Source organism: Pseudomonas sp. TE3-3-F2023, assembly GCF_036784815.1.
GTDB classification, from domain to species: Bacteria; Pseudomonadota; Gammaproteobacteria; order Pseudomonadales; family Pseudomonadaceae; genus Aquipseudomonas; species Aquipseudomonas pudica.
Map to the genome: position 1 here is coordinate 5,691,905 of NZ_CP145113.1, position 24,339 is coordinate 5,716,243.

Consider the following 24,339-nt stretch of genomic DNA (forward strand, 5'->3'; position numbering starts at 1 on the left):
GGCCCCAGCCTTCACTCAGAAGTCGAAGAACACCGTCTCCCCTTCCCCCTGAATACGGATATCGAAGCGATACGCCGTCTTCCCGTCCACCTCGCAACGCTTGGCCACCAAGGTCTCGCGCCGCTGCGGCTGCTCGATCAGGTTGAGCACCGGGCACTTGGCATTGGCCTCGGCCTCGTCATCGAAATACAGGCGCGTGTGCAGGTGGATGTTGATCCCCCGGGCAAACAGGCTGATGTTGATGTGCGGTGCCATTGGCACACCGGCGGCGTTTTTCACCACACCTGGCTTCACCGTATGCGCCGTCCACTCACCTGCGTCAAAGGTGGTAGCCGTGCGGCCAAAGCTGTTGAAGGCGTTTTCCAGGTTGTAGGCATCCTGGTACTCACCGTTGGCGTCGGCTTGCCAGAGCTCCAGGAACGAGTCCCGCACCAAGTGGCCATTGCCGTCATACACGTGGCCGATCAGCAGAATATGCTCGCCGGGCGCGTCCGGCTTGGCCAGGCGGTTCCAGATTTCCTGGTCGCGGGTCGGGTTGCCGGCCGCTTCCAGGGCCAGGCCGATGTGCACGTAGGGGCCGGCGGTCTGCGAAGGGGTTTCCGGCAGCAGTTCGATTGGCATGGCGGGGTCCTCAGCAGTTTTCGAAGTGGGTCTTGCGCTGGCCGCGCAGCACGATGTCGAAGCGGTAGGCCAGGCAGTCCATCGGGTTGGCGTTGCTCATGTCGAGCTTGGCGATCAACTGCTGCACGGCTTGCGGGTTGGCGATCGACTTGACGATCGGGCACATCGGGATCAGCGGGTCACCCTCGAAGTACAGCTGGGTGATCAACTTGGTGGCGATCGACGGGCCGCTGATGGCGAAGTGGATGTGCGCCGGACGCCAATCGTTCGGGCCGTTGCGCCATGGGTACGGGCCCGGCTTGATGGTGCGGAAGCTGTAGTAGCCATCACGGTCGGTCAGGCAACGGCCGACGCCACCGAAGTTCGGGTCCAGCGGCGCCAGGTAGCGGTCGTTCTTGTGACGGTAGCGGCCACCGGCGTTGGCCTGCCACATTTCCACCAGGGTGTTCGGCACAGGCTTGCCGTACTGGTCGACGACACGGCCGGCGACGATGATTCGCTCGCCGATCGGCAAGCCGCCGTTGTTGAAGTTCAGCAGCAGGTCATGGTCATGGGCGCCGAAGCCCAGGTGGGAAAAGTCCGGGCCGGTGGTTTCGCTGATCGATTGCGGAATGCTGACCAATGCCTGGCGTGGCGAGCGGGCAATAGAAGTCTTGTAGTCAGGCGTAAGGGCTTTCGGGTGCCAGTTGCGATCACGGATCACGAAGCGGCTGTTGTCCTGGGCGGGCATGCCGGTTTCCTCTCTTGGAATTATGGAAATGCGCGGGGGGTGATTTGACACCCTTTCGCGGGCAAGCCCGCTCCCACATGCAGTTTCAGGCAGGTCGCGCGCAATGAATATTGAAATCAGCCACACCAAACATAACCATTTGGTTATGCATAAGCATCTTGGCCTGACACTCGCCGCCGTCGTGGACTAATCTTTGTCTTCTTGTTTCACGCTCCGGAGAGCATTCATGGATTGGCGAAAAGGCCGACGCAGCGACAATGTGGTCGATGCCCGAGGCGAAGGTGGTGGCGGCGGCATGCGTTTCGGCGGCGGCAAGGGGCTGGGGCTTGGTGCGGTGCTGCTGATTGTCGGCATCGGCTGGCTCACCGGCCAGGACCCGCTGCAGATTCTTGGCCAGCTCGCCGGCCAGATGGAGCAGCAACAACAGCAGGCGCCCAGCAGCGCGGGCGGCAAAGCCCCGCCGGCCAACGACCAGCAGGCCGAGTTCGTCGCCTCGATCCTGGGCGATACCGAAGACACCTGGAAAGCCCTGTTCGCCGAGGGCGGCAAGCAGTACCGCGACCCCAAGCTGGTGCTGTTCAGCGGCCAGGTCAATTCGGCCTGTGGCTTTGCCTCGGCGGCGGTGGGGCCGTTCTACTGCCCGGCAGACCAACGGGTCTACCTGGACATGTCTTTCTTCCGCGAAATGGAAACCCGCTTCGCCGCAGCCGGCGATTTTGCCCAGGCCTACGTGATCGCCCACGAAATCGGCCATCACGTGCAGACCCTGCTGGGCGTGTCGGCCAAAGTCGATGCCGCGCGCCGCAGTGGGCAGCGCATGGAAGGTGACAATGGCCTGCTGGTGCGCCAGGAGCTGCAGGCCGACTGCCTGGCCGGGGTATGGGCCTACCAGGCCCAGAAGCGCCTGAACTGGCTGGAACCGGGTGACGTCGAAGAGGCGCTGAACGCGGCCAATGCCATTGGCGATGACCGCCTGCAGCAGCAGGGCCGCGGACGCGTGGTACCGGACTCGTTCACCCATGGCACCTCGGCGCAGCGGGTGCGCTGGTTCAAGACAGGGTTTGCCGAGGGTGAGGTGAACCGCTGCGATACCTTCAGTGCACGCAACCTTTGAATAACTTCGCAAACCGACGCGATCCCTGTGGGAGCGGCTTTAGCCGCGAACACCGGCAAAGCCGGTGCCATCCACCGCGTCGCCCGCGAAGGGCTGCAAGGCAGCCCTCAATCAAGCCAGTTACAAATCTGCTGAAAAAGCGTTTCAGCTTCCTACATCACTGCCGATAACCCCTGCACGAATCAGCGGGCATCCAGAACAACAACGCCTGGCGATCGAAGATCAAGCGAGCGAAAACAACTTCTGGAGAGCGTGCATGAACAGCTGGTTCGCCAACATCAGCGTCAACCTCAAACTCGGCCTGGGCTTTGGCCTGGTACTGATCCTCACCGGCCTGCTGGCCCTGACCGGCTGGACCAGCCTGGGCAGCCTGATCGACCGCAGCAACTGGATGGGCGATATCGGCCAGCTCAACAAGGACCTGACCGACCTGCGCATTGCCCGCCTGCAGTACATGATCGCCAACGGCGACGATGCCGCCGCCGCCAACACCCAGACCAAGCTGGACGCCTTCAGCAAACAGCAGGCCTACCTGGCCAGCACCTTCAAGAGCCCGGAAAACATCAAGCTGCTGGGTGAACTGGGCGAGACCATCAGCGCCTACAAGGTGTCGCTGAACAAGATGCGCCAGGGCTACGACGCCACCCGCACCGCGCGCACGGCCATGGACGGTTCGGCCAGCCGCGCCGACCAGGCCATGGACGCTCTCAGCCAGGAAGTCATGGCGCGCCCCGAAGCCGACAGCGTGCGCCTGGCCCAGTATCAGTTGATCAGCAAGGCCCGCCAGCAACTGCTGCAGGTGCGCATCGATGTACGCGGCTACATTGCCGAAAACAGCGCCGCCAACGAGCAGGCCGCCCTGCGCCAGCTGGACACCGCCCTGGCCGAAATCGACAACCTCAAGCGCCAGCTGCCGGCTGAAGACACACGCCTGCAACAGTTCGAGGGCTCGGTGCTGGCCTACCGTGACGCCGTGCGCCAGTTCCGCGATGCGGTCGCCAACATCACCACTGCGCGCGCCGAAATGACCGTGCAGGGTGCCGACATCGTCAAGCGCAGCGACGCGCTGTACCAGATCCAGCTGCAGCGCCGTGACATCGAGAGCACCCAGGCCCGCAGCCTGCAGGCCATCGCCACGCTGCTGGCGCTGCTGGTCGGCGTGCTGGCGGCAGTGCTGATCACCCGGCAGATCACCCGCCCGCTGCGCGACACCATGGTGGCAGTGGAGAAGATCGCCAGCGGCGACCTCACCCAGCACCTGCGTGTCACCCGTCGCGACGAACTGGGCGTACTGCAACAAGGCATCGCCCGCATGGGCACCACTTTGCGCGAGCTGATCAGCGGCATCCGCGACGGCGTCACCCAGATCGCCAGCGCTGCCGAGGAATTGTCGGCTGTGACCGAGCAGACCAGCGCCGGCGCCAACAGCCAGAAGGTCGAGACCGACCAGGTTGCCACCGCCATGCACGAAATGGCCGCTACCGTTCAGGAAGTGGCACGCAATGCCGAACAGGCCTCGCATGCCGCCACCGGCGCCGATGACGAAGCCCGTGCCGGCGACCGCGTGGTGGGCGAAGCGATTGGCCAGATCGAGCGCCTGGCCGAAGACATGCACCGATCCACCGAAGCCATGAACCTGCTACAGCAGGAAAGCCAGAAGATCGGCAGCGTGATGGACGTGATCAAGTCGGTGGCCGAACAGACCAACCTGCTGGCGCTGAACGCAGCGATCGAGGCGGCGCGTGCCGGCGAGGCCGGCCGTGGTTTTGCCGTGGTCGCCGATGAAGTACGCGGCCTGGCCCAGCGCACACAGAAATCCACCGAAGAAATCGAAGAGCTGATCGCCAGCCTGCAACATGGGACCCAGCAAGTGGCTACGGCCATGCACGGCAGCCGAACCCTGACCGACAGCAGCGTCGAGCTGGCGCGCAAGGCCGGGGCCTCGCTGGAGAGCATCACCAGCACGGTGTCGAGCATCCAGTCGATGAACCAGCAGATCGCCGCAGCAGCGGAGCAGCAGAGTGCGGTGGCGGAGGAGATCAGCCGCAGCATCCTGAATGTGCGCGATGTGTCGGAGCAGACGGCGGCGGCCAGTGACGAGACGGCGGCGTCCAGCGTGGAGCTGGCGCGGTTGGGTGGGCAGTTGCAGACGTTGGTCAGCCAGTTCCGCGTCTGACCTGAAGACCCTGGGGCCGCTTTGCGGCCCATCGCGACACAAGGCCGCTCCTACAAGGGACAGCGATCTCCTGTAGGAGCGGCCTTGTGTCGCGATAGGAGGGCAAAGCCCTCCCAGCGATGGAACAGGTATTACTTGACGATCATCCCTACCCCACGCCCACGCGGATCCGAAGCGGTCTCCAGCTTCGTCCCATCAACCCGGATCGCCTGGATATCCCCCATCTCCCAGCCCTGGTCCTCCAGCACATAGCCCATCTTCTTCAGTTCATCGGCCACCGGCCCGGTCAGCGGCGCATAGCTGTCGAAGTAGATGGTGTCCTTGGGCAGCAACTGATGGTGCACGCGCTGCGCCGCCACTGCCTTGTCCAGCGGCATGCCGTAGTCGTACAGGTTGTTCATTACCTGGAAGATCGAGGTGAAGATCCGCGAGCCACCCGGTGTACCGATGACCAGCTCGACCTTGCCATCGCGGGTCATCAGGCTGGGGCTCATGGACGACAGCATGCGCTTGCCCGGGGCGATGGCATTGGCATCGCCGCCAACCACACCAAAGGCGTTCGCCGCCCCCGGCTTGGCGCTGAAATCGTCCATCTCGTCGTTGAGCAGGAAGCCGGCGCCTTTCACCACCACACCACTGCCGTAGTCGAGGTTGAGGGTGTAGGTGTTGCTGACCGCATTGCCCTGCTTGTCTACGATCGAGAAGTGCGTGGTCTGGTGCGGTTCCAGGCCAGGCTTGACCTTGTCGGTGTCTGAAATGGCCTTCGGGTTGACCTGCGCGGCGCGCTTGGCCAGGTAGTCCTTGGCCACCAGCTGATCCACCGGCACTTTGGTGAAGCCTGGGTCACCAAGGTAGTCGGCGCGGTCGGCGAACACGCGCTTCTCGATCTCGGCCAACAGGTGTATGTACTGCGCCGAGTTGTGCGCCACACCCTTGAAGTCCGCCGCGCGGTTTTCCTTGATGCCCAGCAGCTGTGCCAGGGCGACACCACCGGAGCTTGGCGGTGGCGCGGTGTACACCACATTGCCACGCCAGCTCACGGCCATCGGCTCACGCCATACTGCCTTGTAGTCCTTGAGGTCCTGCTTGGTGATCAGGCCCTTGTCGGCCTGCATCTGCGCCACCAGCAGGTCGGCGGTCTTGCCCTGGTAGAACTCGCTCACGCCCTTGTCGGCGATACGTTCCAGGGTCTGGGCCATTTCCGGTTGCTTGAACAGCTCGCCGACCTTCATGTTTCCGAAGTAGTCGTTGAAATTGGTCGCGGTCTTGAACATGCCTTGGGCATCGTTGCGGTATTGGTACTGCTTTGCCGCCACCTTGAAGCCGTTTTTCGCATAGCCGATGGCCGGGGTCAGCAGCTCGCTCCAGGGCAGCTTGCCGAACTTCTGGTGCGCCTCCCACAACCCCATCACCGTGCCCGGTACGCCAGCAGCGCGTGCCCCGACCAGGCTGAGGTTCTCGATGACCTCACCCTTTTCGTCCAGGTACATGTTGCGCGTGGCGGCCTGGGGCGCGACTTCGCGGTAGTCGAGGAAGTAGGGCTTGCCGTCGACGAACAGGGTCATGAACCCGCCACCACCGATGTTGCCGGCCTCGGGATAAGTCACCGCCAGGGTAAAAGCCGTGGCCACTGCAGCATCCACCGCGTTGCCGCCTTTCTTGAGGATGTCGGCTGCCACCTGTGCACCATATTGATCGGGCGCGGCCACCGCACCGCCCTCAAGGTTGGCGGCATGAACCGAGGAACAGCTCAGGATCGCGGCTGCGAGAGCCAGGTACTGGAACGGAGCAATACGCATGACACTTCCTTGGTGTTGTTTTTGTTGAGCAGTCAGTAAGGCCGAAGCGCTTCGACTGTGCAATCAACCGCAGGAAGTTTCGCCGCCTGTGGACAGGATCTGTCGCGTTCAGGCAACTCAGCTGGCGTACATTGCCAACTTGCGCTGGATGAAATCGAGGAAGCACTGGATACGCAGCGCCAGCTGGGTGTTGCGGTAGTACACCGCATGGATCGGCTGGCGGTAGCCGTTGTTGGCTTCGCTCAGCAGCACTTGCAGGCGCCCGGTGCGGATGTCCTCGTGGGTCATGAAGTGCGACAGGCTGACGATGCCCTCGCCGGCCAACGCCAGTTGGCGCAGGGTCTCGCCACTGGAGGCGATCAGCGCCGGGCGGATGCTCCAGCGGTCACCCTGGGCATGGCGCAGTGGCCATTGGTTGAGCGATTCGGGCTGGCTGAAGCCGAGCAGGCAGTGGCTGGCCAGGTCCTCGACCCGCTGCGGCGTGCCGTGCTGCTCGAGGTAGGCCGGGCTGGCCAGCACTTGTACCGGGCTGCACCCAAGGCTGCGCGCGTGCAGGCTGGAGTCGGCCAGTTCGCCGATGCGGATCGCCACATCGGTGCTCTGCTCCAGCAGGTCGATGATCAGGTCGTCGGTATTGAGTTCCAGTTCGATGCCAGGGTATTGGCGGCGAAACTCGCCGATCCACGGCAGGATGGCATGCAGCATGAACGGTGCAGCGGCGTTGATGCGCAGGCGCCCGGTAGGGGTCTGGCGATTCATGGACAGGCGCTCTTCCATCTCGTCCATCTGCTCCAGGATCAGCCGCGCGCGTTCGAGGAAGAAGCGGCCTTCCTCGGTCAGGTCCATGCGCCGGGTGGTGCGGTTGACCAGCGTGGTGCCCAGCTTGCCTTCGAGGCGCGACAGGGTACGGCTGACGGCGGACGGGGTCTGGCCTATCTGCTCGGCAGCGGCGGAAATCGAGCCGCTGTCGATGACGGCAACGAATACCTGGAGTTCTTCGGATCGGGTTTTCACATCTGCGCCTGTGGTTGGTCTCTGCAGGGATTAGATAGCCGCTTGTCGAGGCCAAGTCCAGCGGTGCCTGTACGGGCCTCTTCGCGGGGGAACCCGCTCCCACAAGTGCTGCACGGTTCTCAAAGACTGTGGAGTACCTGTGGCAGCGGGTTTACCCGCGAAGAGGCCGGCACAGGTAGAACCTTACCGTGCCTTGCCGAATACCTTGTCCAGGTGCGCCTCATAGGCCGCCAAGGCAGTCGGCACATCCGGCCGTTTCATCACATCCACCGCCAAAAAGGTCGGCAGCCCGGTCATGCCAAGGAACTGGTTGGCCTTGTGGAACGGGAAGTACACCGCATCCACCCCCTTGCCCTCGAAGAAATCGCTCGGGTCGTCGAATGCCTGCTGCGGTGCATTCCAGGTCAGCGAAAGCATGTACTGCTTGCCGTGCACCAGGCCACCGCTGCCATACTTTTGCGAGTGGTCCGCACGGGTACGGCCGTCGTTGGCATACAGGCTGCCGTGGCCTGCGGTGAATACCTCATCGATGTACTTCTTCACGGTCCATGGCGCGCCCATCCACCAGCCGGGCATCTGGTAGATCACCACATCAGCCCAGAGGAACTTCTCCACCTCTTCCTGGGCGTCGTAACCACCGTCGATGAAAGTCTGGCGCACATCGAAACCGGCCCGGTCCAGGTGAGCGATGGCCGCTTCGTGCAAGGTCGCGTTGAGGCGACCGTCAGAGTGAGCGAACTGTTTACCACCGTTGAGCAAAAGGATCTTCTTCATGCGGGCCTCGCGGAAAATTCAGGCCGGCAGATTAGAGGCTCGCGGGCGCGGGATACAGTAATGCATGGGCAAAATACAATTGCCCTGAAGTCACGAATTAACAATACATTTTTGCTTTAGAATCGCGTCACCTCCCATCAACGAGTAGCGACCCATGAGTGAGCAGTACGCCTTCATCCTCAAAGCCAAGACTCGCCCGGAAATGGCCGAAGCGTTCGAAACCCTGTTCCGCGCCTACGTCGAGCCAAGCCGCCAGGAACCGGGCTGCATCGAGTACCACATGCTGCGCGACAAGCAGGACCCGAGCCTGTTCGTGTTCTTCGAGGTCTGGGCCGACAAGGCCGCGCTGGATGTGCATTCGGCCCTGCCGCACATGACCGAGTTCTTCGAAAAACGCATGGACTACCTGGAACGCGATTTCGACATCCAGATGATCGACATGCTCAGTGCATCAAGCGCTAACCGCTGATCAGCAGATGGCCGCCGAGTGCGGCAAGGCCGATGAAGAAGCAGCGCTTGAACAGCAGCGCGCTGATGCGCTGACGCAGCCACTGGCCAGCCAGCATGCCGAGCAAGGCCGGCGCCAGCATCAGCAGCGAGGCACCCAGTGCCTGGCCACCCAGGGCATCCTGCCCGGCCAGGCCAACGGCCAAGGCCAGGGTCGAAACCGTGAACGACAGGCCCAGGGCCTGGATCATCTGTTCCCGGCTCAACCCCAGGCTCTGCAGGTAGGGCACCGCCGGTATCACGAATACCCCGGTCGCAGCCGTGATCACGCCCGTAACCAGCCCGCAAAGCGGCCCCAGCCAACGCTCCCGCCCCGGCGCCAGGCGCAAGCCCGGGCCGACCAGCCCGTACAGCGCATACAGCACCAAGGCCGCGCCCAGTGCATGCACGGCCCAAGGGCCGCTGTCGATCCCCAGCCAGGCGCTGCCCAGCAAGGTGCCAACGAAAATCAACACCAGCATTGGCCACAGGCGCACCAGCAAGCCCCGCAGGTGCCCACCACTGGCCAGCTGCCACAAGTTCGTGAGGGTCGAAGGCACGATCAGCAATGCCGCAGCCTGCGCCGGTGACATAGCCAGGCCCAGCAGGCCCATGGCGATGGTCGGCAGGCCTAGGCCGATCACCCCCTTCACCGCACCGGCCAGCAGGAAGGTCAGTATCACCAGCAGCGACAGCGCTGGGCCAATGTTCTGGTAAAAACCGAGCAAGGTATCCATGGGCCGATGATGGCGTGCGCCGGCCGGGCTGAAAATCTGCCATATACTCAGCCAGACTCTTGCCAGGACAGAGCCACATGCATTTCGACCTGATCGACCTCAGGCTTTTCCAGCACACCCTGGAGTGCGGCAACATCACCGCCGGTGCCGGCCGCAGCCATCTGTCGCTGGCAGCAGCCAGTGCACGCATCCGCGCCATGGAGGCATCGCTGGGCATCCCTTTGCTGGAACGCAACCGCCGTGGCGTGCAGCCAACCGCGGCCGGCCAGGCACTGCTACAGCATGCCCGGCTGATAACGCAGCAGGTCGAACGCCTGCAGTTCGACCTGAGCCAGTACGCGCAAGGGCAGCAAGGCCAGGTGCGCCTGCTGTGCAACACGGCGGCGCTCACGGAGTACCTGCCGGAACTGCTGGCCGGCTACCTGGCTGCAAACCCTGGGGTCAGCGTGGATGTGCAGGAGTTGCCGAGCCTGCGCATCGTGCAGTCGATTACCCAGGGCATGGCAGACCTGGGCATCGTTTCGACCGCCGCACCCAGCGCGCACCTGCAGACCCGGCCGTTTCGCGAAGACCCGCTGGTGCTGGTAACGCCGCAGCGCCACCCGCTGGCCAACGAGGTCGCGCCGAGCTTCATCGATAGCCTGGCCCATGGCTATGTCGGCCTGGGGGCTGGCAGTGCACTGGCGTTGTACCTGGAAGAGCAGGCGCTGGGCGAGGGGCGGCGCATGCGGGTTCGAGTGCGTGCCGAAGGGTTCGATGGCGTGATCCGCATGGTTGCGGGCGGAGCCGGAGTGGGGATTGTGCCGCTGGCTGCAGTGAAGCGTTGGCAAGGGGTGTTGCCGTTGCACTGGGTGGCCCTGACGGAACCATGGGCCAATCGCCAGTTGCTGGTATGCGCGCGCGACTTTGCGGCATTGCCGGGGTATGCCGCAGGGTTGGTGACCACCCTGACCTGCTGACGGCGTGGATGGCACGGGCTTCGCCCGTGTTCGCGGGTGAACCCGCTCCCACAGGATGTGTAGTATCTCTCGGATGGACGCTATAGCTATAGCTGTGGGAGCGGGTTTACCCGCGAAGAAGGCTCACACACAATGGCGCCGTAACGACCCACCGAAAAGGACCTTCCAGTGGCATCGATCTACCAGCTCAAACCGCGCTTCCAGGCCATGCTCCGTCCTGCTGTCCAGCGCCTCTATGACCGCGGTGTCACCGCCAACCAGGTCACCATCGCCGCCGCCCTGCTGTCAATCCTGCTGGGCCTGCTGCTGGCTGCCCTGCCCCATCTCACCTGGCTGTTCATTCTGGTGCCGGTCTGGATGCTGCTGCGCATGGCACTGAACGCGGTTGACGGCATGCTCGCCCGGGAGTTCGGCCAGCAATCCACCCTGGGCGCGTACCTCAACGAACTGTGCGACGTGATCGCCGATGCCGCGCTATACCTGCCCTTCGCCCTGCTGGCCGGTGTGTCGCCAACCTTGGTCGTACTCGTGGTGCTCAGCGCCACTTTCAGCGAATACGCCGGTGTCATGGGCCCGCTGGCCGGCGCCTCACGGCGTTACGACGGCCCAATGGGCAAGAGCGACCGGGCCTTCGCCTTCGGCGTGCTAGGTACCGGTGTCGCCTTTGGCCTGCTGAACGGCGCCTGGATCAACGGCTTGTTGCTGGTCATCCTCGCACTCTCGCTCTATACCCTCTACAACCGGGTTCGTCAGGGGCTGGCCGAAGCCCGCTGAGCCCACTGCCGTCGTAAAAGGATGTCGACCATGCGCCAAGCGCAAGCACTGCACTTCTCCACCCATGACGGCGTCGAGCTGCACTACCGTCACTGGCCTGCCACCCGTAACCAATACCAGCCACGCCGGGCCGTGGTGATGTTCCACCGCGGCCACGAACACGGCGGGCGCATGGCCCACCTGGCCGATGAGCTGGACATGCCGGGCTACGATTTCTTCGCCTGGGATGCCCGGGGCCACGGCCAGTCGCCGGGCGCGCGCGGCGACAGCCCGGGGTTCGCCACCAGCGTACGCGATGTGCAGACCTTCATCGAGCACATCCAGGCCCACCACGGCATTGCCGAACAGGACCTGGTGGTGCTGGCGCAGAGCGTCGGGGCCGTGCTGGTCGCCACCTGGGCCCACGACTACGCGCCGAAGGTGCGCTGCCTGGTGCTGGCCTCGCCAGCGTTCAAGGTCAAACTGTACGTGCCGTTCGCCCGCCCCGGCCTGAAACTGCTGAAGGGCCTGCGCGGCAACTTCTTCGTCAACAGCTACGTAAAGCCTCGCCTGCTCACCCACGACCCCGAACGGGTCATGTCGTATGTGGCCGACCCGCTGATCAGCCGGCCGATTTCGGTAACCATGCTGCTCGGCCTGTACGAAGCCGCCGACCGGGTAGTGGCGGATGCCCAGGCCATCCAGCTGCCGACCCAACTGTTGGTGTCCGGTGCCGACTTCGTGGTCGAACGCCAGCCGCAGGAACGCTTCTTCGAACGCCTGGGCAGTACGCGCAAGGAAATGCACATCCTGCCAGGCTTCTTCCACGACACCCTTGGCGAGCGTGATCGAGCCCATGCCTTGCGGCGTATCGAGCGGTTCGTCGAACATTGCTTCGCCAGCCCCGCCTCCCTGCCGTCGCTGCTCGATGCCGACAGGACCGGCGCCAGCTGCGCCGAGGCCGAAAGCCTGGCCGCACCGCTGCCGCGCAACTCGCCCCGCGACCTTTACTGGCGCGCTACCCGCGCCGGGCTGCGCCTGGGCAAGGGGCTGTCCGAAGGTGTGAAGCTGGGTTTCGATACCGGTTTCGATTCGGGCAGTACCCTGGACTACGTGTATCGCAACCGGCCGACCGGCAAAGGCAAGCTCGGCCGCCTGGTCGACCAGAACTACCTTGGCGCGATCGGCTGGCGCGGCATCCGCCAACGCAAGCTGCACGTAGAGGAACTGCTGCGCCTGGCAATCGCCCGCCTGCGCGAACAGCAGCGGCCGGTGCACATCGTCGATATCGCCGCCGGCCATGGCCGCTACATCCTCGAGGCCCTGCAGGAACTCGAACAACTGCCGGACTCGATCCTGCTGCGCGACTACAGCGACCTGAACGTGCAGCAAGGCAGCGCACTGATTGCCGAAAAGGGCCTGGCCGACATCGCCCGCTTCGTCCAGGGCGATGCCTTCGACCGCAAGAGCCTGGCCACCTTGGAACAACCGCCGACCCTGGCCGTGGTCTCCGGCCTGTACGAACTGTTCGCCAGCAACCAGTTGGTAGGCAACTCGCTGGCCGGCCTGGCCGATGCGCTGGAAGATGGCGGTTACCTGGTCTACACCGGCCAGCCGTGGCACCCGCAACTGGAAATGATCGCCCGCGCCCTCACCAGCCACCGCGGCGGCGAGGCCTGGGTGATGCGCCGCCGCAGCCAGGCCGAAATGGACCAGCTGGTAGAAGCGGCGGGGTTCCGCAAGCTGGCCCAGCGCATCGATGAATGGGGCATTTTCAGCGTCAGCCTGGCACAACGGGTGCGCTGAATGAGCCCATCACGCGAACCCGGGCTGATCCGTCGGGGCGTATTCTGGCTTCTGCTGCTGGGGCCGCTGTTTTTCCTCAGTTACGGGCTGGCGAACAACTACACGGCCGGGCGCAGCGATGTCGGCAGCCTGGTGTTCGGCTGGGAAAGCCGCATGCCGCTGTGGCCGTGGACGATCATCCCGTACTGGTCGATCGACCTGCTCTACGGCTTGTCCTTCCTGCTGCCGCGCACGCGCCAGGAAATGGACCGGCACGCGCTGGCGCTGCTCTGCGCGCAGCTGATCAGCGTCAGCTGCTTCCTGCTCTGGCCGCTGCGCTTCACCTTCGAGCGGCCGGAACTGGGCGGGGTGTTCGGCTGGATGTTCGATGTGCTGATGGGCTTCGACAAGCCGTTCAACCAGGCGCCTTCGCTGCATATTGCCCTGCTGGTGATCATATGGACGATGTTTGCCCGGCACGTGCAGCGCCAGCCCTGGCGTTGGCTGATGCACGGCTGGATGGCACTGATCGGGGTGTCGGTGCTGACCACCTGGCAGCACCATTTCATCGATGTGCCGACAGGGGCATTGGTGGGGTTCGTCTGCGTCTGGTTGTGGCCATATCGGGGGCAACTGCCCTGGCAGCAGGTGCACCTTGCGCGGGATGCCAAGCGCTGGCGGTTGGCGTTGTTCTATACAGTGGGTGGGCTGCTGTGCGCAGTGCCTGCCGTTACGCTGGGCGGCGCCTGGCTGTGGTTGACCTGGCCGGCCGTGTCGCTGGCTTTGGTGGCGCTGAACTATGGCGTGCTCGGCGCAGGCGGGTTTCAGAAAGGCGCCGATGGGCGCTTGTCGAATGCAGCCAGCTGGCTGCTGGCACCGTACCTGATTGGGGCGTGGGCCAACTCGCGGTTGTGGACCTGGCGGCACCCGCAGGCCGATGAAGTGTGTGATGGCGTGTACCTTGGGCGCGTTCCAGGGCATGGCGCGCAGTTCGCTGGGGTGGTCGATTTGTGCGCTGAGCTACCGTGTCATGTTCAGAACAGCGCCGCTCCCGCACAGGTCGCGGCCGCCATTGGCTACGCATGTTTTCCTACCCTGGACCTGATCGCCCCGGAAAGCCCATTGCTGCACCAGGCCGCCATCGCCATCGAACGCCTGCGCTCCCAAGGCCCGGTGCTGGTCTGTTGCGCCCTGGGCTATTCGCGCAGTGCCAGCGCTGTGGCCGCCTGGCTGGTGCTCACGGGCCGCTGCACCGATGCTCGCCAGGCCGAGGCGCTGATCCGCAAGGCCCGCCCCGGCGTGGTCCTGCGCAGCGCACACCGCCAGGCCTTGCAACAGCTAGGGACACAACCATGACGCTGTACGTGGTGGCCAGCCTGCTGGGCCGTGGCAAACAACTGGAACGCCTGTCGGACGGCCTCACCCTGCTGGCCCTGGCCTACGGCCTGGCACCCTTGCTGGGTGTGCGACTACTACCGCTGGCCAGCCTGCTGTGCATTGCGCTGCTGGTACTGGGCGTGCTGCACAAGTACTGGGCCATCCGTGTGGCCATCGATGCCCAACTGTTCGCCCATCTCGCCGCCAGCCGCGACCTGGCGGCGGACACCTTGGCCCTAGACCGAGCCTTGTACGAGCTGAATCTCAAACCGCAGGCCGCTGACTCCCGCGCCTGGCCTGCCCGCAGTCAGGCCGCCCTGGCCCTGTTGCGCCGTCAGGCAGTTTGCCTGGGCCTGCAGCTGTCGCTGGCCCTGGCTACCCTGCTGACACTGCCTTTGAAGGGATGACTACCGATCCATGCTCGCCAACCTGACCGCCTACCTCATCACTTCCGCCGCCCGCCTGATCACCGGCGCCCGCGCCCTGTGGCTGGGCTGCACGCCGCTGCCGGTGCAGCGCCTGTATTTCGCCAACCACAGCAGCCATGGCGACTTCGTACTGCTGTGGGCCTCGCTGCCGCAACCGCTGCGCAAGCGTACCCGTCCGGTAGCCGGCGCCGACTACTGGGCCAAGCCGGGTATTCGCGACTTTCTCATCCGCAAGGTCTTCAATGGAGTGCTGATCAACCGACAACACAGCGCCGGCCAGGGCAGCCCGCTGCAACCGATCCTCGAAGCCGTGGCCCAGGGCGACTCGCTGATCTTCTTCCCGGAGGGCACTCGCAATCTCGGCGACGAGCCGCTGATGCCGTTCAGGAGTGGGCTCTACCACCTGGCAGCAGCCAACCCAGAAGTCGAACTGGTGCCGGTATGGATCGCCAACCTCAACCGGGTAATGCCCAAGGGTCGTGCCTTGCCATTGCCGTTGTTGTGCACATTGAGCTTTGGCGAGCCGCTGCACCTGCAGGCGGATGAAAGCAAGCAAGCCTTTCTCGAGCGGGCCAGCCAGGCCCTGCTGAACCTGGCCCCCAAGGATGCCTGAGATGGATGACAACACCCTTTCCCTGTTCGCCGGCATCGGCGCCCTGCTGCTGCTCGCCAGCGTGATCGGCCGCCTGCTCAAATGGCGCGCCGGCCCGGCACCGCACGCGGTGATCGACAACCTCAACGCCCGCATCAACGCCTGGTGGGTGATGGTGCTGGTGATCGGCATCGCCTTCCTGTTCGGCAAGTACGGCGTGATCGTGCTGTTCTACGGCGTATCGTTCTATGCCTTGCGCGAGTTCATGACGCTCACCCCGACCCGGCGCAGCGACTACCCGGCGCTGGTGGCGGCGTTCTATGTGGCGCTGCCGGTGCAGTACGTGCTGATCGCCATGGACTGGTACGGGCTGTTCAGCATCTTCATCCCGGTGTACCTGTTCCTGTTACTGCCGATCCTGGCCAGCTTCGGCGGTGACACCACGCGCTTTCTCGAGCGCGCCTCGAAGGTGCAGTGGGGGCTGATGATCGCGGTGTACTGCGTGTCGTCGGTACCGGCATTGATGACCCTGGACATCCCGGGTTACGAGGGCCGCAACCTGCTGCTGATTGCCTGGCTGATCCTGGTGGTGCAGATCAGCGACGTGCTGCAGTACGTGTGCGGCAAGCTGTTCGGCAAGCACAAGGTAGCGCCCAACCTGTCGCCATCCAAGACCGTCGAAGGCCTCGCCGGCGGAGTGGCACTGGCCACCCTGATCGGCGCCCTGCTGTGCTGGATCACCCCGTTCACCTTCTGGCAGGCCGCGCTGATGGCGTTGGCGGTGAACGCCATGGGCTTCTTCGGCGGGCTGGTGATGTCGGCGATCAAGCGCGACCGTGGGGTGAAGGACTGGGGGCACATGATCGAAGGCCACGGCGGTATGCTCGACCGCATGGATTCGGTGTGCTTTGCCGCGCCGGTGTTCTTCCACTTTGTGCGGTATTGGTGGGCGTAGAACGTGTTCGCCTTGAACTTTACCCCCCTAGGGTATCGGTGCCGCCGGCCTGCTACTTGAGGTAAGACCGTAGCAACGTCGCCACCTTGTCCGCCTCGTCCTGCCGCTCCTCGGCACTCAGCCCGTCCGCCACCAGGTGTTCGCGGATATGCCCTTCCATCACTTCGGCCATGAGCCCGTTCACCGCACCGCGCACGGCGGCGATCTGCTGCAGGATAGCCAGGCAGTCCTTGTCCTGCTCCAGCGCTGTCTCCAGGGCGGCGGCCTGGCCTTTGATCTTGCGCACCCGGTTCAGCAGCTGCTTCTTGCTCTTCAGAGTATGTGCCATTGGGTTTCACACCATGCTAGGTATACTGGGGTATAGTATATTTCTCGATGTTCCGGGAGCATGATAAACCATGGCGACACAAACCTCAGACCGCTGGCAGCACAGCCACCAGTTCCATACCAGCAACCTGGGCGCCGAGCGCAGGACGCGCTTGGCCGTGTGGCTGACAGCCGTGATGATGGTGGCGGAAATTACCGGGGGATGGTTCTTCAATTCCATGGCATTGCTGGCCGACGGCTGGCACATGAGCTCCCACGCCCTGGCCCTGGGCCTGTCGCTGCTGGCCTACGCCGCCGCACGGCGCTATGCCGGCGACCGGCGCTTTGCCTTCGGCACCTGGAAGATCGAGATTCTCGGCGGCTACTCCAGCGCCCTTCTGTTGCTGGGCGTGGCCGGGCTGATGGCATTCCAGTCGGTGGAGCGCCTGCTGGCACCGGGGCCGATCCACTATGACGAGGCGATCTTCATCGCCGCAGTGGGCCTGGCCGTCAACCTGATCTGCGCCTGGCTGCTGCGTGACGACCATCACGATCATCACCACCATGGCCACGACCATCACCATGACCACGGCCACCACCACCACGACCTGAACCTGCGCTCGGCCTACCTGCACGTGATGGCCGACGCCGCGACTTCGGTGCTGGCTATCGTCGCCCTGCTGGCAGGCAAGTACTGGGGCGCAGGCTGGCTCGACCCGGTCATGGGCCTGGTCGGTGCGCTGCTGGTGGCGTTGTGGGCCCGCGGGCTGCTGCGCGATACCGGGCGGGTCCTGCTGGATGCAGAGATGGACGCGCCGGTCGTGGAAGAAATCCGCGAGGTGGTTGCGCAACTGCCGGTGCCGACCTGCATCACCGACCTGCACGTGTGGCGCGTGGGCAAGGACCAATACGCCTGCATTCTCGGCCTGGCCGCCCGGGCCGAACTCAGCGCCGACAGCGTGCGCAAAGCGTTGGGCGTACACGAGGAACTGGCGCACATCACCGTCGAGGTCAACCGCCTGGCATAGCGCGACCAGACAGCTGGACGTCGAGCCCAGGCAACTGCGGCTCGGCCAATGGCCCTATGGTGATGAGTCATTCAGCCAGTCACCAGGAGTTGTGCCATGTCCGATTTCATCACCGTCCTGCGCGAAACCTGCCCGACGCCGGTCGTGGACGCCACCAAGTGGAAGCGCATCGGCGGCGATCCGCACACCGTCAACCTCAACGCCTACCTGTCGGCCGATGGCAGCAAGATCATGGGCACCTGGATCTGCACCCCGGGCAAGTTCGAGGTCAATTACGAGAAGTGGGAGTTCTGCCACTTCCTCGATGGCTACTGCATCATCACCCCGGAAGGCGAAGAGCCGAAGCATCTTAAAGCGGGTGATGTGTTCGTGATCGAACCAGGGATGAAAGGCACCTGGGAAGTGGTCGAGACCGTGCGTAAGTACTTTGTCTTTGCCTGATTCCACAAACCACACATAGCCCTGTAGGAGCAGCCTTGTGCTGCGAAGAGGCCAGTCATGGCGACACATGTGCAGGGCCGGATCAGGCCTCTTCGCAGCACAAGGCTGCTCCTACGAGCTGATCCGAGCCCGGCATCCGGGCAAAAAAAATCGCGGATCAGACGCCCTTCCCTCTGGTGCGCAGTTACAGAGGAAGGCCGCCTGGCCCGCGATGAAGTCCTCGCTCGTCAATCCTTCTTGCGGTAACCCTCGACGATTGCCGAGAAGTCCTTGCCCCCCTCGCCGCGCAGGCTCATGGCCTGGTACAGCTGCTGGGCCACGGCCCCCAGGATCACCGGTTGATGCGCCTGGCGTGCAGCCTCGGTGGCCAGCCCCAGGTCCTTGAGCATCAGCTCGGCGCCAAACCCACCGGTGTACCCGCGCGACGCGGGCGCAGTCTCGATGATGCCCGGCCACGGGTTGTAGGTGTCCGAGCTCCAGCAACGCCCGGTCGAACTGTTGATGATCCCCGCCAGCACCTTGGTATCGATGCCCAGCGCGTTGCCCAGGGCCATAGCCTCGGACACGCCGATCATCGAGATACCCAGCAGCAGGTTGTTGCAGATCTTGGCGATCTGCCCGGTGCCGACTTCACCGCAGTGCACGATGTTGCGGCCCATCTGCTCCAGTACCGGCTTGAGGGTGGCGAACAACTCGGCGCTGGCACCGACCATGAAGGTCAGGGTGCCTGCCGCCGCGCCGCCAGTGCCACCGGACACTGGCGCATCGCCCATGTCCACGCCCTTGGCCGCTGCGGCCTTGGACACATCACGTGCAGTCTGCGGGTCGATGGTGCTGCAATCCACGGTGGGCGTGCCCGGGCGAATCCCCGCCAACACACCATCCTCGCTCAGGTACACGCTGCGCACATGCGCAGCGGCCGGCAGCATGGTGATCACCAGTTCGCTATTGGCCGCCGCGTCCTTGGGCGAAGGGCTGATTTGCCCACCCAGTTCTGCAAGCTCGGCCAGCACGGCCTTGTTCAGGTCGAACAGGTTCAGTTGGTGCCCGGCCTTGATCAGGTTGCGGGCCATGGGTGCGCCCATGTTGCCAAGCCCGATGAATGCGATACGCATGACTCTCTCCTTAGCGCAGGCTGATGGTGGTGTTCACACCGTCGTTGACACTGTCGTCATCGAACCAGCGGGCGGTGACGGTCTTGGTCTGAGTGTAGAACTGCACCACTTGCTTGCCGTACGGGCCGAGGTCGCCGAGCTTGGAACCACGCGAACCGGTGAAGCTGAAGAACGGTACCGGGACCGGGATCGGGATATTGATGCCGACCTGGCCGATGTCGATTTCGCTCTGGAACTTGCGTGCTGCCGCGCCGCTCTGGGTGAACAGGCCAGTGCCGTTGCCGAACGGGTTGGCGTTGACCAGGGCGATGGCCTCATCGAGGGTATCGACCTCCAGGGTCACCAGCACCGGACCGAAGATTTCCTGGGTGTAAACCTGCATGTCGGTCTTCACGCCCGAGAACAGGGTCGGGCCAATGAAGTTACCTTGCTCGTAGCCCGGTACCTGGACGCCACGGCCGTCGAGCTCCAGCTTGGCGCCTTCCTTGATGCCACTTTCGATCAGGCCCAGCACACGCTCCTTGGCGCGCTTGGAAACCACCGGGCCGACATCGGTGCCTGGCTCGCAACCGGCATTGACCTTCAGCTTGCTGGCCGCGTCCTTGATATCTGGCAGCCATTCGCGAGCCTTGCCCACCAGCACTGCCACCGAAGTGGCCATGCAGCGCTGGCCTGCTGCACCAAAGGCAGCACCGACCAGCGCGTTGACGGTTTGCGTGCGGTTGGCATCGGGCAGCACCACCGCGTGGTTCTTGGCGCCCATCATCGACTGCACGCGCTTGCCGTGCTGGCTGCCCAGGTTGTACACGTGGGTGCCCACTTCGGTAGAGCCGACGAAAGAAATCGCCTTGATGTCCTTGTGGGTGCAAATGGCATCCACCACTTGCTTGCCGCCGTGCACCACGTTGAGCACGCCAGCCGGTATGCCGGCTTCCAGCGCCAGCTCGACCAGCAGCATGGTCGACAGCGGGTCCTGCTCGGACGGTTTGAGCACGAAGGTGTTGCCGCAGACGATGGCCATCGGGAACATCCACAGCGGGATCATCGCCGGGAAGTTGAACGGAGTGATGCCGGCACATACACCGATCGGCTGGCGCAGGGTGTAGGTATCGACGCCGCCGGCGACGTTCTCGGCGAACTCGCCCATCTGCAGGGTGCCGATGGAGGCGGCATGCTCGACCACTTCCAGGCCGCGGAAGATATCGCCTTCGGCGTCGGCCAGGGTCTTGCCCTGCTCGGCACTGAGAACCTGGGCGATGCGTTTGGTGTGTTCGCGGATCAGCGCCTGCAGCTTGAGCATGATGCGCATGCGCGCGCCGATCGGCGTGTTGCGCCAGGTCTGGAAGGCACGTTGGGCAGCGGCCACGGCCGCGTCGACTTCTTCGATGGTGGCGAACGGTACGCGCGCCAGTACCTCTTGGGTGGCTGGGTTGACGATGTCGCGCCATTCGGTGGTCCTGGACTCGACCCATTGGCCGTCGATCAGCAGCTTGACCTGTTCGATTTTGGTCTGGTTAGGGGACTGCGGTGCGTTCATCTGCGTTCTCCTTGGAATTATTGTCGGGACGAGATCGCCAGCGCCGTGCAAACGCGAGGTGGCGTCCTGAGGCTTGTTTCGAGTATAGATGTGCAAACATCCAACAAGAACGCACAAAAAAACCGGATCATCATGCAAAAAGACCTCACATCCCTGAGCGCGCTCAACTGGGACGACCTGAAGTTCTTCCTGGAAGTGGCGCGTACCCGCAAGGCCAGCAGCGCGGCCAAGCGCCTGAGCGTGGACTACACCACGGTGTCGCGGCGCATCAGCTCGCTGGAGGGGGCCCTGGGCACCTTGCTGTTCGAGAAATCCCGGACCAACGGCTTTGTTCTCACCGCCGAGGGCCAGCGCCTGCTGGGCTATGCCGAGTCGATCGAGAGTACGTTGCACATGGCCTGCGAGCAGGTGTCCGGCTCGGGCGTGGCGTTGTCGGGGCATGTGCGCATGGGCTGCACCGAAGGCTTCGGCAGCTTCTTCGTCACCCCGCAGCTAAGCCACTTCGTCGATGCCTACCCGGCGATTTCGGTGGATATCCTGCCGCTGCCGCACTTCATCAGCCTGTCCAAGCGCGAGGCGGACATCGTCATCGCCCTGGAGCGGCCGGAGCATGGGCCTTATGTGTGCTGCAAGCTGTGCGACTACCGCTTGCGGCTGTACGCGACCCAGGGGTACCTGGACAGCCATGCACCGATCAACCAAATCGCGGACCTGGCCAGGCACCCGTTCATCAGCTACGTGGACGACCTGGCGTTCAGTTCGGAGCTGCTGTATCTGGCCAATCTGATCCCCAGCGCCAGCGCGCATTTGCGCAGTACCAGCGTGATTGCGCAGTACACGGCAGCGTTGCAGGGGCGTGGGCTGGCGATCTTGCCGTGCTTCCTCGCCGCGCAGGATCCGCGGCTGGTGACGGTGTTGCCGGAGGAGATCGAGGTGACGCGGCAGTTCTGGATGTATTGCCGGGAGGATTTGAGGAAGTTGAAGCGGATTACCCTGCTTTGGGATTACATCCGAGGTGTGACGGAGGCGAATGCGCCGTTGTTGATGGGCGAGACCCGAGAGATGCGGTTTGCTCAGGAATAAGGGGCTGCGTTGCAGCCCATCGCCGGCAAGCCAGCTCCCACGGGTGCAGCGTTGATCTCGAGGTTGTCGCTGTACCTGTGGGGGCGGGTTTAACCACGAAGCAGACAACTCGGTGCATGGCACCGGCTTCGCCGGTGTTCGCGGGTGAACCCGCTCCCACAGGGGTATCTGATAGCCCGTAGGCTGTGGTCAGTAGGAAGCCACCACAATGGACACTCGCCGGTTCTCGGTACGCCCGGCACTGGTGCGGTTATCCGCCACCGGTCGACTACTGCCCAACCCACGGCTCTGGATGTTCTGCGCCTGCATGCCTACCCCGACCAGCGCCTTGGCCACGCTCTGCGCGCGGCGCTCGGAGAGTTGCTGGTTATACGCCGCCTTGCCGGACGCGTCGGCATGCCCATCCACCCGCACGCCCTGGATACCAACGCCAAGCAGCGCCTTGCCAATACGCTCGACAATCGCCTGGCTCTGGCTGTTGAGGCTGTCCAGGTCGCTGCCGAACAGCACCTTGCCGGACAAATCGTAGGCCCAGCCTTCGTCGGTCGGGGTAAAGCCTTCGCGCTTGAGCACGGCAATCTGTTCGGCGGTCAGGCCTTTGGGCGGAGCGCTCTGGCAGCCGGGCAGCGCCAGCACGGCAAGCAACAAGGCCCAAAGAGGGAAACGCAAAGCCTGTATCACGGGTTCAACTCCTGTTCTTGATTTCGCTGGCGGACCGCTCCGTCTGCGCCACTTGCCAATGGCCACGGCGTTTGCGCTTGGCCTGGTACATCGCCGCATCGGCGGCATTCAGAAGGCTGGCGGGGTCGGCGCCGTCATCCGGGTAATAGGCAATACCAACACTCAACGAAGTGGCGATACTGCGGCCGCTGTCCAGCTGCACCGGCAACTTCATGCTGGCAATGATCTTCTCGGCAATGTGCTCGGCGTCCAGGCGCGAATGCAAAGGCGTCAGCAGCACGGCGAACTCATCGCCACCCAGGCGCGCCACAAGGTCGTGCTCGCGCAGTTGGGCACGCACGCGGTCGGCCACGCTTATCAGCACTTCGTCGCCCACCGCATGGCCGAGGGTGTCATTGATCTGTTTGAAGTGGTCGCTGTCGAGGAACAGCAACGCCAGGTGATCCTGCTGCCGTTCGGCATTGCGCACGCTACGGCTCAGGCGCCCCTCGAAGAAGGCACGGTTGGGCAGGCCGGTCAGGCTGTCGTGGCTGGCCTGGTGGGCCAGGGTCTGGTTTTCGTTCTGCAGGTGGCTGTGCCATACCTCCAGTTCGTCCAGCAGGGCGTTGAAGTCATTGCCCAGTTCGTTGAGCTCGGCAATCGGCGCCTCCGGCACGCGCCGGTCGAAACTGCGCTCGCGGCGGGCGGCGTGGGCAACACTGGCCAGGCCACGCAGCGGGCGGACGATATCGCTGAGCAGACGCCGCGACAGGTATTGGGCAGCCAGGGCGCTGAGCACCGTGCAGAACAGGATGCCGGCCAGCCCGCTGAACAGAAACAGCAACAGGCTACGCCCTTGGCCAACCAGTTCGATGCGCCCGACTTGCTGTTGCTGGTGCGTGATCGGCAGGTTGATCGGCTCATCCAGCAGGGCGGTGGCCACCTGCGCCTCCAGCCGCGCGAGCACGCCGGTATCGCTGCGCTGCCAATGCGCCAACTGCTCACCTTCGTTGTTGAAGACCTTGGCTTCAGCCACTTCCTCGGTACTGGCAATCAGCGCCAGCGATTCATTGGCCGCAGCGCTGTCGTCAAACACCACCGCCGCTTCCACGGTGTAGCTGATCGAGCGGGCGATCAGGTGCAGGTTGTCATTGGCATAGACGCGCAGGGCAAGCACGCCCAGCAGGGTCAGGGATATGCCGGCCAGGCCAACGGCGAGCAAGGCGACGCTGAGGTGGCCACGGCCGAGCACCGAGCGCAGGGTCGGGCGCGCGGCGCGCTTGCGGGTTGGTTTCATGGTTGCACCGCCCGGCGCCGCGACAATTGCAGCACGCTAGGGTGAATGCGCACGCCGGAGCGTGCCACCGAGTCGAGGTTGACTTCAAAGGCTACCTGCTGGTCGCTGACCCGCAAGCAGAACAGGCTACCGACCGTGCACGGGTCGTCTGCCTCGCTGATGCTCAGCACTGGGTGGCCACTGACGCGCTCGAACAACCGGTCGCGCTTGCCCTGGTCGAGCTTGCCGATGTAGATGGCGTCGCAGGCCTGGGCGACCTGACTATCGTCTGCCAGCAGCCGCCGCACCTGCAGCGGTCGGCCGGACTCCTGCACATGGCCTTTGATCAGGTCATCGGCGTACTCGGTAGGGCCGACCAGGCACAGGCGCAACGGTGAGGGTTCCACAGGCCAGCGGGCATAGCTGAAGATGCCCAGCACCACCTGGGTGACGGCCTTGGCACGCTGCTGCGCCTGGGCGGCAGTTATGGCGGGGTCTGCCTGGGCCGGGCCTGCGGAAAGGAACAGGGCGGCCAGCAATAGCGAAAGCACACAGCTCGTCACCCGCCTTGCGGCCACTTTCATGTGGAAAAT

General features: G+C 64.1%; 25 protein-coding genes. 13 read left to right on the top strand and 12 right to left on the bottom strand.

The annotated features are described in order from the left end of the window. Nucleotides 1-15: 15 nt before the first annotated feature. Both pcaG and pcaH read right to left on the bottom strand, forming a co-directional pair. Nucleotides 16-621 carry a protocatechuate 3,4-dioxygenase subunit alpha gene (pcaG, locus tag V3314_RS26080; protein WP_046616363.1) on the bottom strand — a complete coding sequence of 202 codons (606 nt, stop codon included), beginning with the start codon at nt 619-621 and terminating at the stop codon, nt 16-18. A 10-nt stretch (nt 622-631) separates the two neighbouring features. Beyond that, nucleotides 632-1,351, bottom strand: a complete 720-nt coding sequence (pcaH, locus tag V3314_RS26085) for a protocatechuate 3,4-dioxygenase subunit beta (RefSeq protein ID WP_003251597.1) — start codon at nt 1,349-1,351, stop codon at nt 632-634. Nucleotides 1,352-1,577: 226 nt separating this feature from the next. On the opposite strand from pcaH, the gene V3314_RS26090 reads away from it, so the two are divergent. Next, nucleotides 1,578-2,465 carry a neutral zinc metallopeptidase gene (locus tag V3314_RS26090; protein ID WP_015271806.1) on the top strand — a complete coding sequence of 296 codons (888 nt, stop codon included), beginning with the start codon at nt 1,578-1,580 and terminating at the stop codon, nt 2,463-2,465. Nucleotides 2,466-2,721: 256 nt separating this feature from the next. Then, entirely contained in the window at nt 2,722-4,641 is a 1,920-nt protein-coding gene (locus V3314_RS26095) for a methyl-accepting chemotaxis protein (RefSeq protein ID WP_046616364.1), read from the top strand. Nucleotides 4,642-4,772: 131 nt separating this feature from the next. On the opposite strand, the gene ggt is transcribed toward V3314_RS26095, so the two are convergent. The 3 genes from ggt to V3314_RS26110 form a co-directional block, all read right to left on the bottom strand. Then, on the bottom strand, nt 4,773-6,440 hold the full coding sequence (gene ggt / locus V3314_RS26100) for a gamma-glutamyltransferase (protein WP_046616365.1): 1,668 nt from the start codon (nt 6,438-6,440) through the stop codon (nt 4,773-4,775). Between the two features lie 117 nt (nt 6,441-6,557). Next, nucleotides 6,558-7,454: a LysR substrate-binding domain-containing protein gene (locus V3314_RS26105; RefSeq protein WP_046616366.1), complete on the bottom strand. Its 897-nt coding sequence runs from the start codon at nt 7,452-7,454 to the stop codon at nt 6,558-6,560. Between the two features lie 183 nt (nt 7,455-7,637). Then, nucleotides 7,638-8,228, bottom strand: a complete 591-nt coding sequence (locus V3314_RS26110; protein WP_046616367.1) for an NAD(P)H-dependent oxidoreductase — start codon at nt 8,226-8,228, stop codon at nt 7,638-7,640. 154 nt (nt 8,229-8,382) lie between these two features. Between V3314_RS26110 and V3314_RS26115 the strand changes: the two genes are divergently transcribed. Then, nucleotides 8,383-8,697: a putative quinol monooxygenase gene (locus V3314_RS26115; protein ID WP_085602320.1), complete on the top strand. Its 315-nt coding sequence runs from the start codon at nt 8,383-8,385 to the stop codon at nt 8,695-8,697. Here V3314_RS26115 and V3314_RS26120 read toward each other — a convergent pair. Further along, nucleotides 8,687-9,451 (bottom strand): sulfite exporter TauE/SafE family protein, encoded by a 765-nt coding sequence (locus V3314_RS26120; RefSeq protein WP_046616369.1) that lies wholly within the window; start codon nt 9,449-9,451, stop codon nt 8,687-8,689. The genes V3314_RS26115 and V3314_RS26120 overlap by 11 nt on opposite strands. Nucleotides 9,452-9,528: 77 nt before the next feature. Between V3314_RS26120 and V3314_RS26125 the strand changes: the two genes are divergently transcribed. The 7 genes from V3314_RS26125 (at nt 9,529) to V3314_RS26155 (ending at nt 16,300) form a co-directional block, all read left to right on the top strand. Continuing rightward, entirely contained in the window at nt 9,529-10,410 is an 882-nt protein-coding gene (locus tag V3314_RS26125; RefSeq protein ID WP_338459805.1) for a LysR substrate-binding domain-containing protein, read from the top strand. A gap of 168 nt (nt 10,411-10,578) precedes the next feature. Further along, nucleotides 10,579-11,184, top strand: coding sequence for a CDP-alcohol phosphatidyltransferase family protein (locus V3314_RS26130; protein WP_108479969.1), 606 nt, complete (start codon nt 10,579-10,581; stop codon nt 11,182-11,184). A gap of 30 nt (nt 11,185-11,214) precedes the next feature. After that, nucleotides 11,215-12,969 (top strand): bifunctional alpha/beta hydrolase/class I SAM-dependent methyltransferase, encoded by a 1,755-nt coding sequence (locus V3314_RS26135; protein WP_046616372.1) that lies wholly within the window; start codon nt 11,215-11,217, stop codon nt 12,967-12,969. Then, nucleotides 12,970-14,304, top strand: coding sequence for a phosphatase PAP2/dual specificity phosphatase family protein (locus V3314_RS26140; protein ID WP_046616373.1), 1,335 nt, complete (start codon nt 12,970-12,972; stop codon nt 14,302-14,304). After that, nucleotides 14,301-14,732: a hypothetical protein gene (locus V3314_RS26145; RefSeq protein WP_046616374.1), complete on the top strand. Its 432-nt coding sequence runs from the start codon at nt 14,301-14,303 to the stop codon at nt 14,730-14,732. Before V3314_RS26140 ends, V3314_RS26145 begins: the two co-directional genes overlap by 4 nt. A gap of 10 nt (nt 14,733-14,742) precedes the next feature. Beyond that, complete coding sequence (locus tag V3314_RS26150; RefSeq protein WP_025340660.1) at nt 14,743-15,366, top strand: lysophospholipid acyltransferase family protein; 624 nt, start codon at nt 14,743-14,745, stop codon at nt 15,364-15,366. Nucleotide 15,367: 1 nt separating this feature from the next. Further along, nucleotides 15,368-16,300, top strand: a complete 933-nt coding sequence (locus V3314_RS26155; protein ID WP_015271818.1) for a phosphatidate cytidylyltransferase — start codon at nt 15,368-15,370, stop codon at nt 16,298-16,300. 52 nt (nt 16,301-16,352) lie between these two features. Here the strand turns inward: V3314_RS26155 and V3314_RS26160 are convergent, their stop codons facing one another. Beyond that, nucleotides 16,353-16,628 carry a metal/formaldehyde-sensitive transcriptional repressor gene (locus V3314_RS26160; protein WP_196174089.1) on the bottom strand — a complete coding sequence of 92 codons (276 nt, stop codon included), beginning with the start codon at nt 16,626-16,628 and terminating at the stop codon, nt 16,353-16,355. A 70-nt stretch (nt 16,629-16,698) separates the two neighbouring features. On the opposite strand from V3314_RS26160, the gene dmeF reads away from it, so the two are divergent. Then, complete coding sequence (gene dmeF, locus V3314_RS26165) at nt 16,699-17,634, top strand: CDF family Co(II)/Ni(II) efflux transporter DmeF (protein ID WP_108479972.1); 936 nt, start codon at nt 16,699-16,701, stop codon at nt 17,632-17,634. A 96-nt stretch (nt 17,635-17,730) separates the two neighbouring features. Further along, nucleotides 17,731-18,075 carry a cupin domain-containing protein gene (locus V3314_RS26170; RefSeq protein WP_003258412.1) on the top strand — a complete coding sequence of 115 codons (345 nt, stop codon included), beginning with the start codon at nt 17,731-17,733 and terminating at the stop codon, nt 18,073-18,075. Nucleotides 18,076-18,302: 227 nt separating this feature from the next. Here the strand turns inward: V3314_RS26170 and mmsB are convergent, their stop codons facing one another. After that, complete coding sequence (gene mmsB / locus V3314_RS26175; RefSeq protein WP_085602276.1) at nt 18,303-19,190, bottom strand: 3-hydroxyisobutyrate dehydrogenase; 888 nt, start codon at nt 19,188-19,190, stop codon at nt 18,303-18,305. A gap of 10 nt (nt 19,191-19,200) precedes the next feature. Next, entirely contained in the window at nt 19,201-20,727 is a 1,527-nt protein-coding gene (locus tag V3314_RS26180) for a CoA-acylating methylmalonate-semialdehyde dehydrogenase (RefSeq protein WP_284386273.1), read from the bottom strand. Between the two features lie 132 nt (nt 20,728-20,859). Between V3314_RS26180 and V3314_RS26185 the strand changes: the two genes are divergently transcribed. Beyond that, entirely contained in the window at nt 20,860-21,810 is a 951-nt protein-coding gene (locus V3314_RS26185) for a LysR family transcriptional regulator (RefSeq protein WP_025340665.1), read from the top strand. Between the two features lie 189 nt (nt 21,811-21,999). Here V3314_RS26185 and V3314_RS26190 read toward each other — a convergent pair whose 3' ends face one another. From V3314_RS26190 to V3314_RS26200, 3 genes are read right to left on the bottom strand one after another with little or no spacing between them, the layout of a single operon-like run. Next, a complete protein-coding gene (locus V3314_RS26190; RefSeq protein WP_046616379.1) occupies nt 22,000-22,491 on the bottom strand; it encodes an OmpA family protein in 492 nt (163 codons plus the stop codon). A gap of 4 nt (nt 22,492-22,495) precedes the next feature. Then, nucleotides 22,496-23,767, bottom strand: a complete 1,272-nt coding sequence (locus V3314_RS26195) for a diguanylate cyclase (protein WP_046616380.1) — start codon at nt 23,765-23,767, stop codon at nt 22,496-22,498. Next, entirely contained in the window at nt 23,764-24,330 is a 567-nt protein-coding gene (locus V3314_RS26200; RefSeq protein WP_046616381.1) for a YfiR family protein, read from the bottom strand. Before V3314_RS26200 ends, V3314_RS26195 begins: the two co-directional genes overlap by 4 nt. Nucleotides 24,331-24,339 lie beyond the last annotated feature (9 nt).

Coding starts and splice junctions, on each gene's coding strand:
- dmeF (WP_108479972.1), top strand. CDS start 16,699: ATGGCGACACAAACCTCAGACCGCTGGCAGCACAGCCACCAGTTCCAT.
- V3314_RS26090 (WP_015271806.1), top strand. CDS start 1,578: ATGGATTGGCGAAAAGGCCGACGCAGCGACAATGTGGTCGATGCCCGA.
- V3314_RS26145 (WP_046616374.1), top strand. CDS start 14,301: ATGACGCTGTACGTGGTGGCCAGCCTGCTGGGCCGTGGCAAACAACTG.
- V3314_RS26195 (WP_046616380.1), bottom strand. CDS start 23,767: ATGAAACCAACCCGCAAGCGCGCCGCGCGCCCGACCCTGCGCTCGGTG.
- V3314_RS26150 (WP_025340660.1), top strand. CDS start 14,743: ATGCTCGCCAACCTGACCGCCTACCTCATCACTTCCGCCGCCCGCCTG.
- V3314_RS26135 (WP_046616372.1), top strand. CDS start 11,215: ATGCGCCAAGCGCAAGCACTGCACTTCTCCACCCATGACGGCGTCGAG.
- V3314_RS26110 (WP_046616367.1), bottom strand. CDS start 8,228: ATGAAGAAGATCCTTTTGCTCAACGGTGGTAAACAGTTCGCTCACTCT.
- ggt (WP_046616365.1), bottom strand. CDS start 6,440: ATGCGTATTGCTCCGTTCCAGTACCTGGCTCTCGCAGCCGCGATCCTG.
- V3314_RS26155 (WP_015271818.1), top strand. CDS start 15,368: ATGGATGACAACACCCTTTCCCTGTTCGCCGGCATCGGCGCCCTGCTG.
- mmsB (WP_085602276.1), bottom strand. CDS start 19,190: ATGCGTATCGCATTCATCGGGCTTGGCAACATGGGCGCACCCATGGCC.
- pcaG (WP_046616363.1), bottom strand. CDS start 621: ATGCCAATCGAACTGCTGCCGGAAACCCCTTCGCAGACCGCCGGCCCC.
- V3314_RS26120 (WP_046616369.1), bottom strand. CDS start 9,451: ATGGATACCTTGCTCGGTTTTTACCAGAACATTGGCCCAGCGCTGTCG.
- V3314_RS26140 (WP_046616373.1), top strand. CDS start 12,970: ATGAGCCCATCACGCGAACCCGGGCTGATCCGTCGGGGCGTATTCTGG.
- V3314_RS26095 (WP_046616364.1), top strand. CDS start 2,722: ATGAACAGCTGGTTCGCCAACATCAGCGTCAACCTCAAACTCGGCCTG.
- V3314_RS26125 (WP_338459805.1), top strand. CDS start 9,529: ATGCATTTCGACCTGATCGACCTCAGGCTTTTCCAGCACACCCTGGAG.
- V3314_RS26115 (WP_085602320.1), top strand. CDS start 8,383: ATGAGTGAGCAGTACGCCTTCATCCTCAAAGCCAAGACTCGCCCGGAA.
- V3314_RS26200 (WP_046616381.1), bottom strand. CDS start 24,330: ATGAAAGTGGCCGCAAGGCGGGTGACGAGCTGTGTGCTTTCGCTATTG.
- pcaH (WP_003251597.1), bottom strand. CDS start 1,351: ATGCCCGCCCAGGACAACAGCCGCTTCGTGATCCGTGATCGCAACTGG.
- V3314_RS26170 (WP_003258412.1), top strand. CDS start 17,731: ATGTCCGATTTCATCACCGTCCTGCGCGAAACCTGCCCGACGCCGGTC.
- V3314_RS26185 (WP_025340665.1), top strand. CDS start 20,860: ATGCAAAAAGACCTCACATCCCTGAGCGCGCTCAACTGGGACGACCTG.
- V3314_RS26160 (WP_196174089.1), bottom strand. CDS start 16,628: ATGGCACATACTCTGAAGAGCAAGAAGCAGCTGCTGAACCGGGTGCGC.
- V3314_RS26180 (WP_284386273.1), bottom strand. CDS start 20,727: ATGAACGCACCGCAGTCCCCTAACCAGACCAAAATCGAACAGGTCAAG.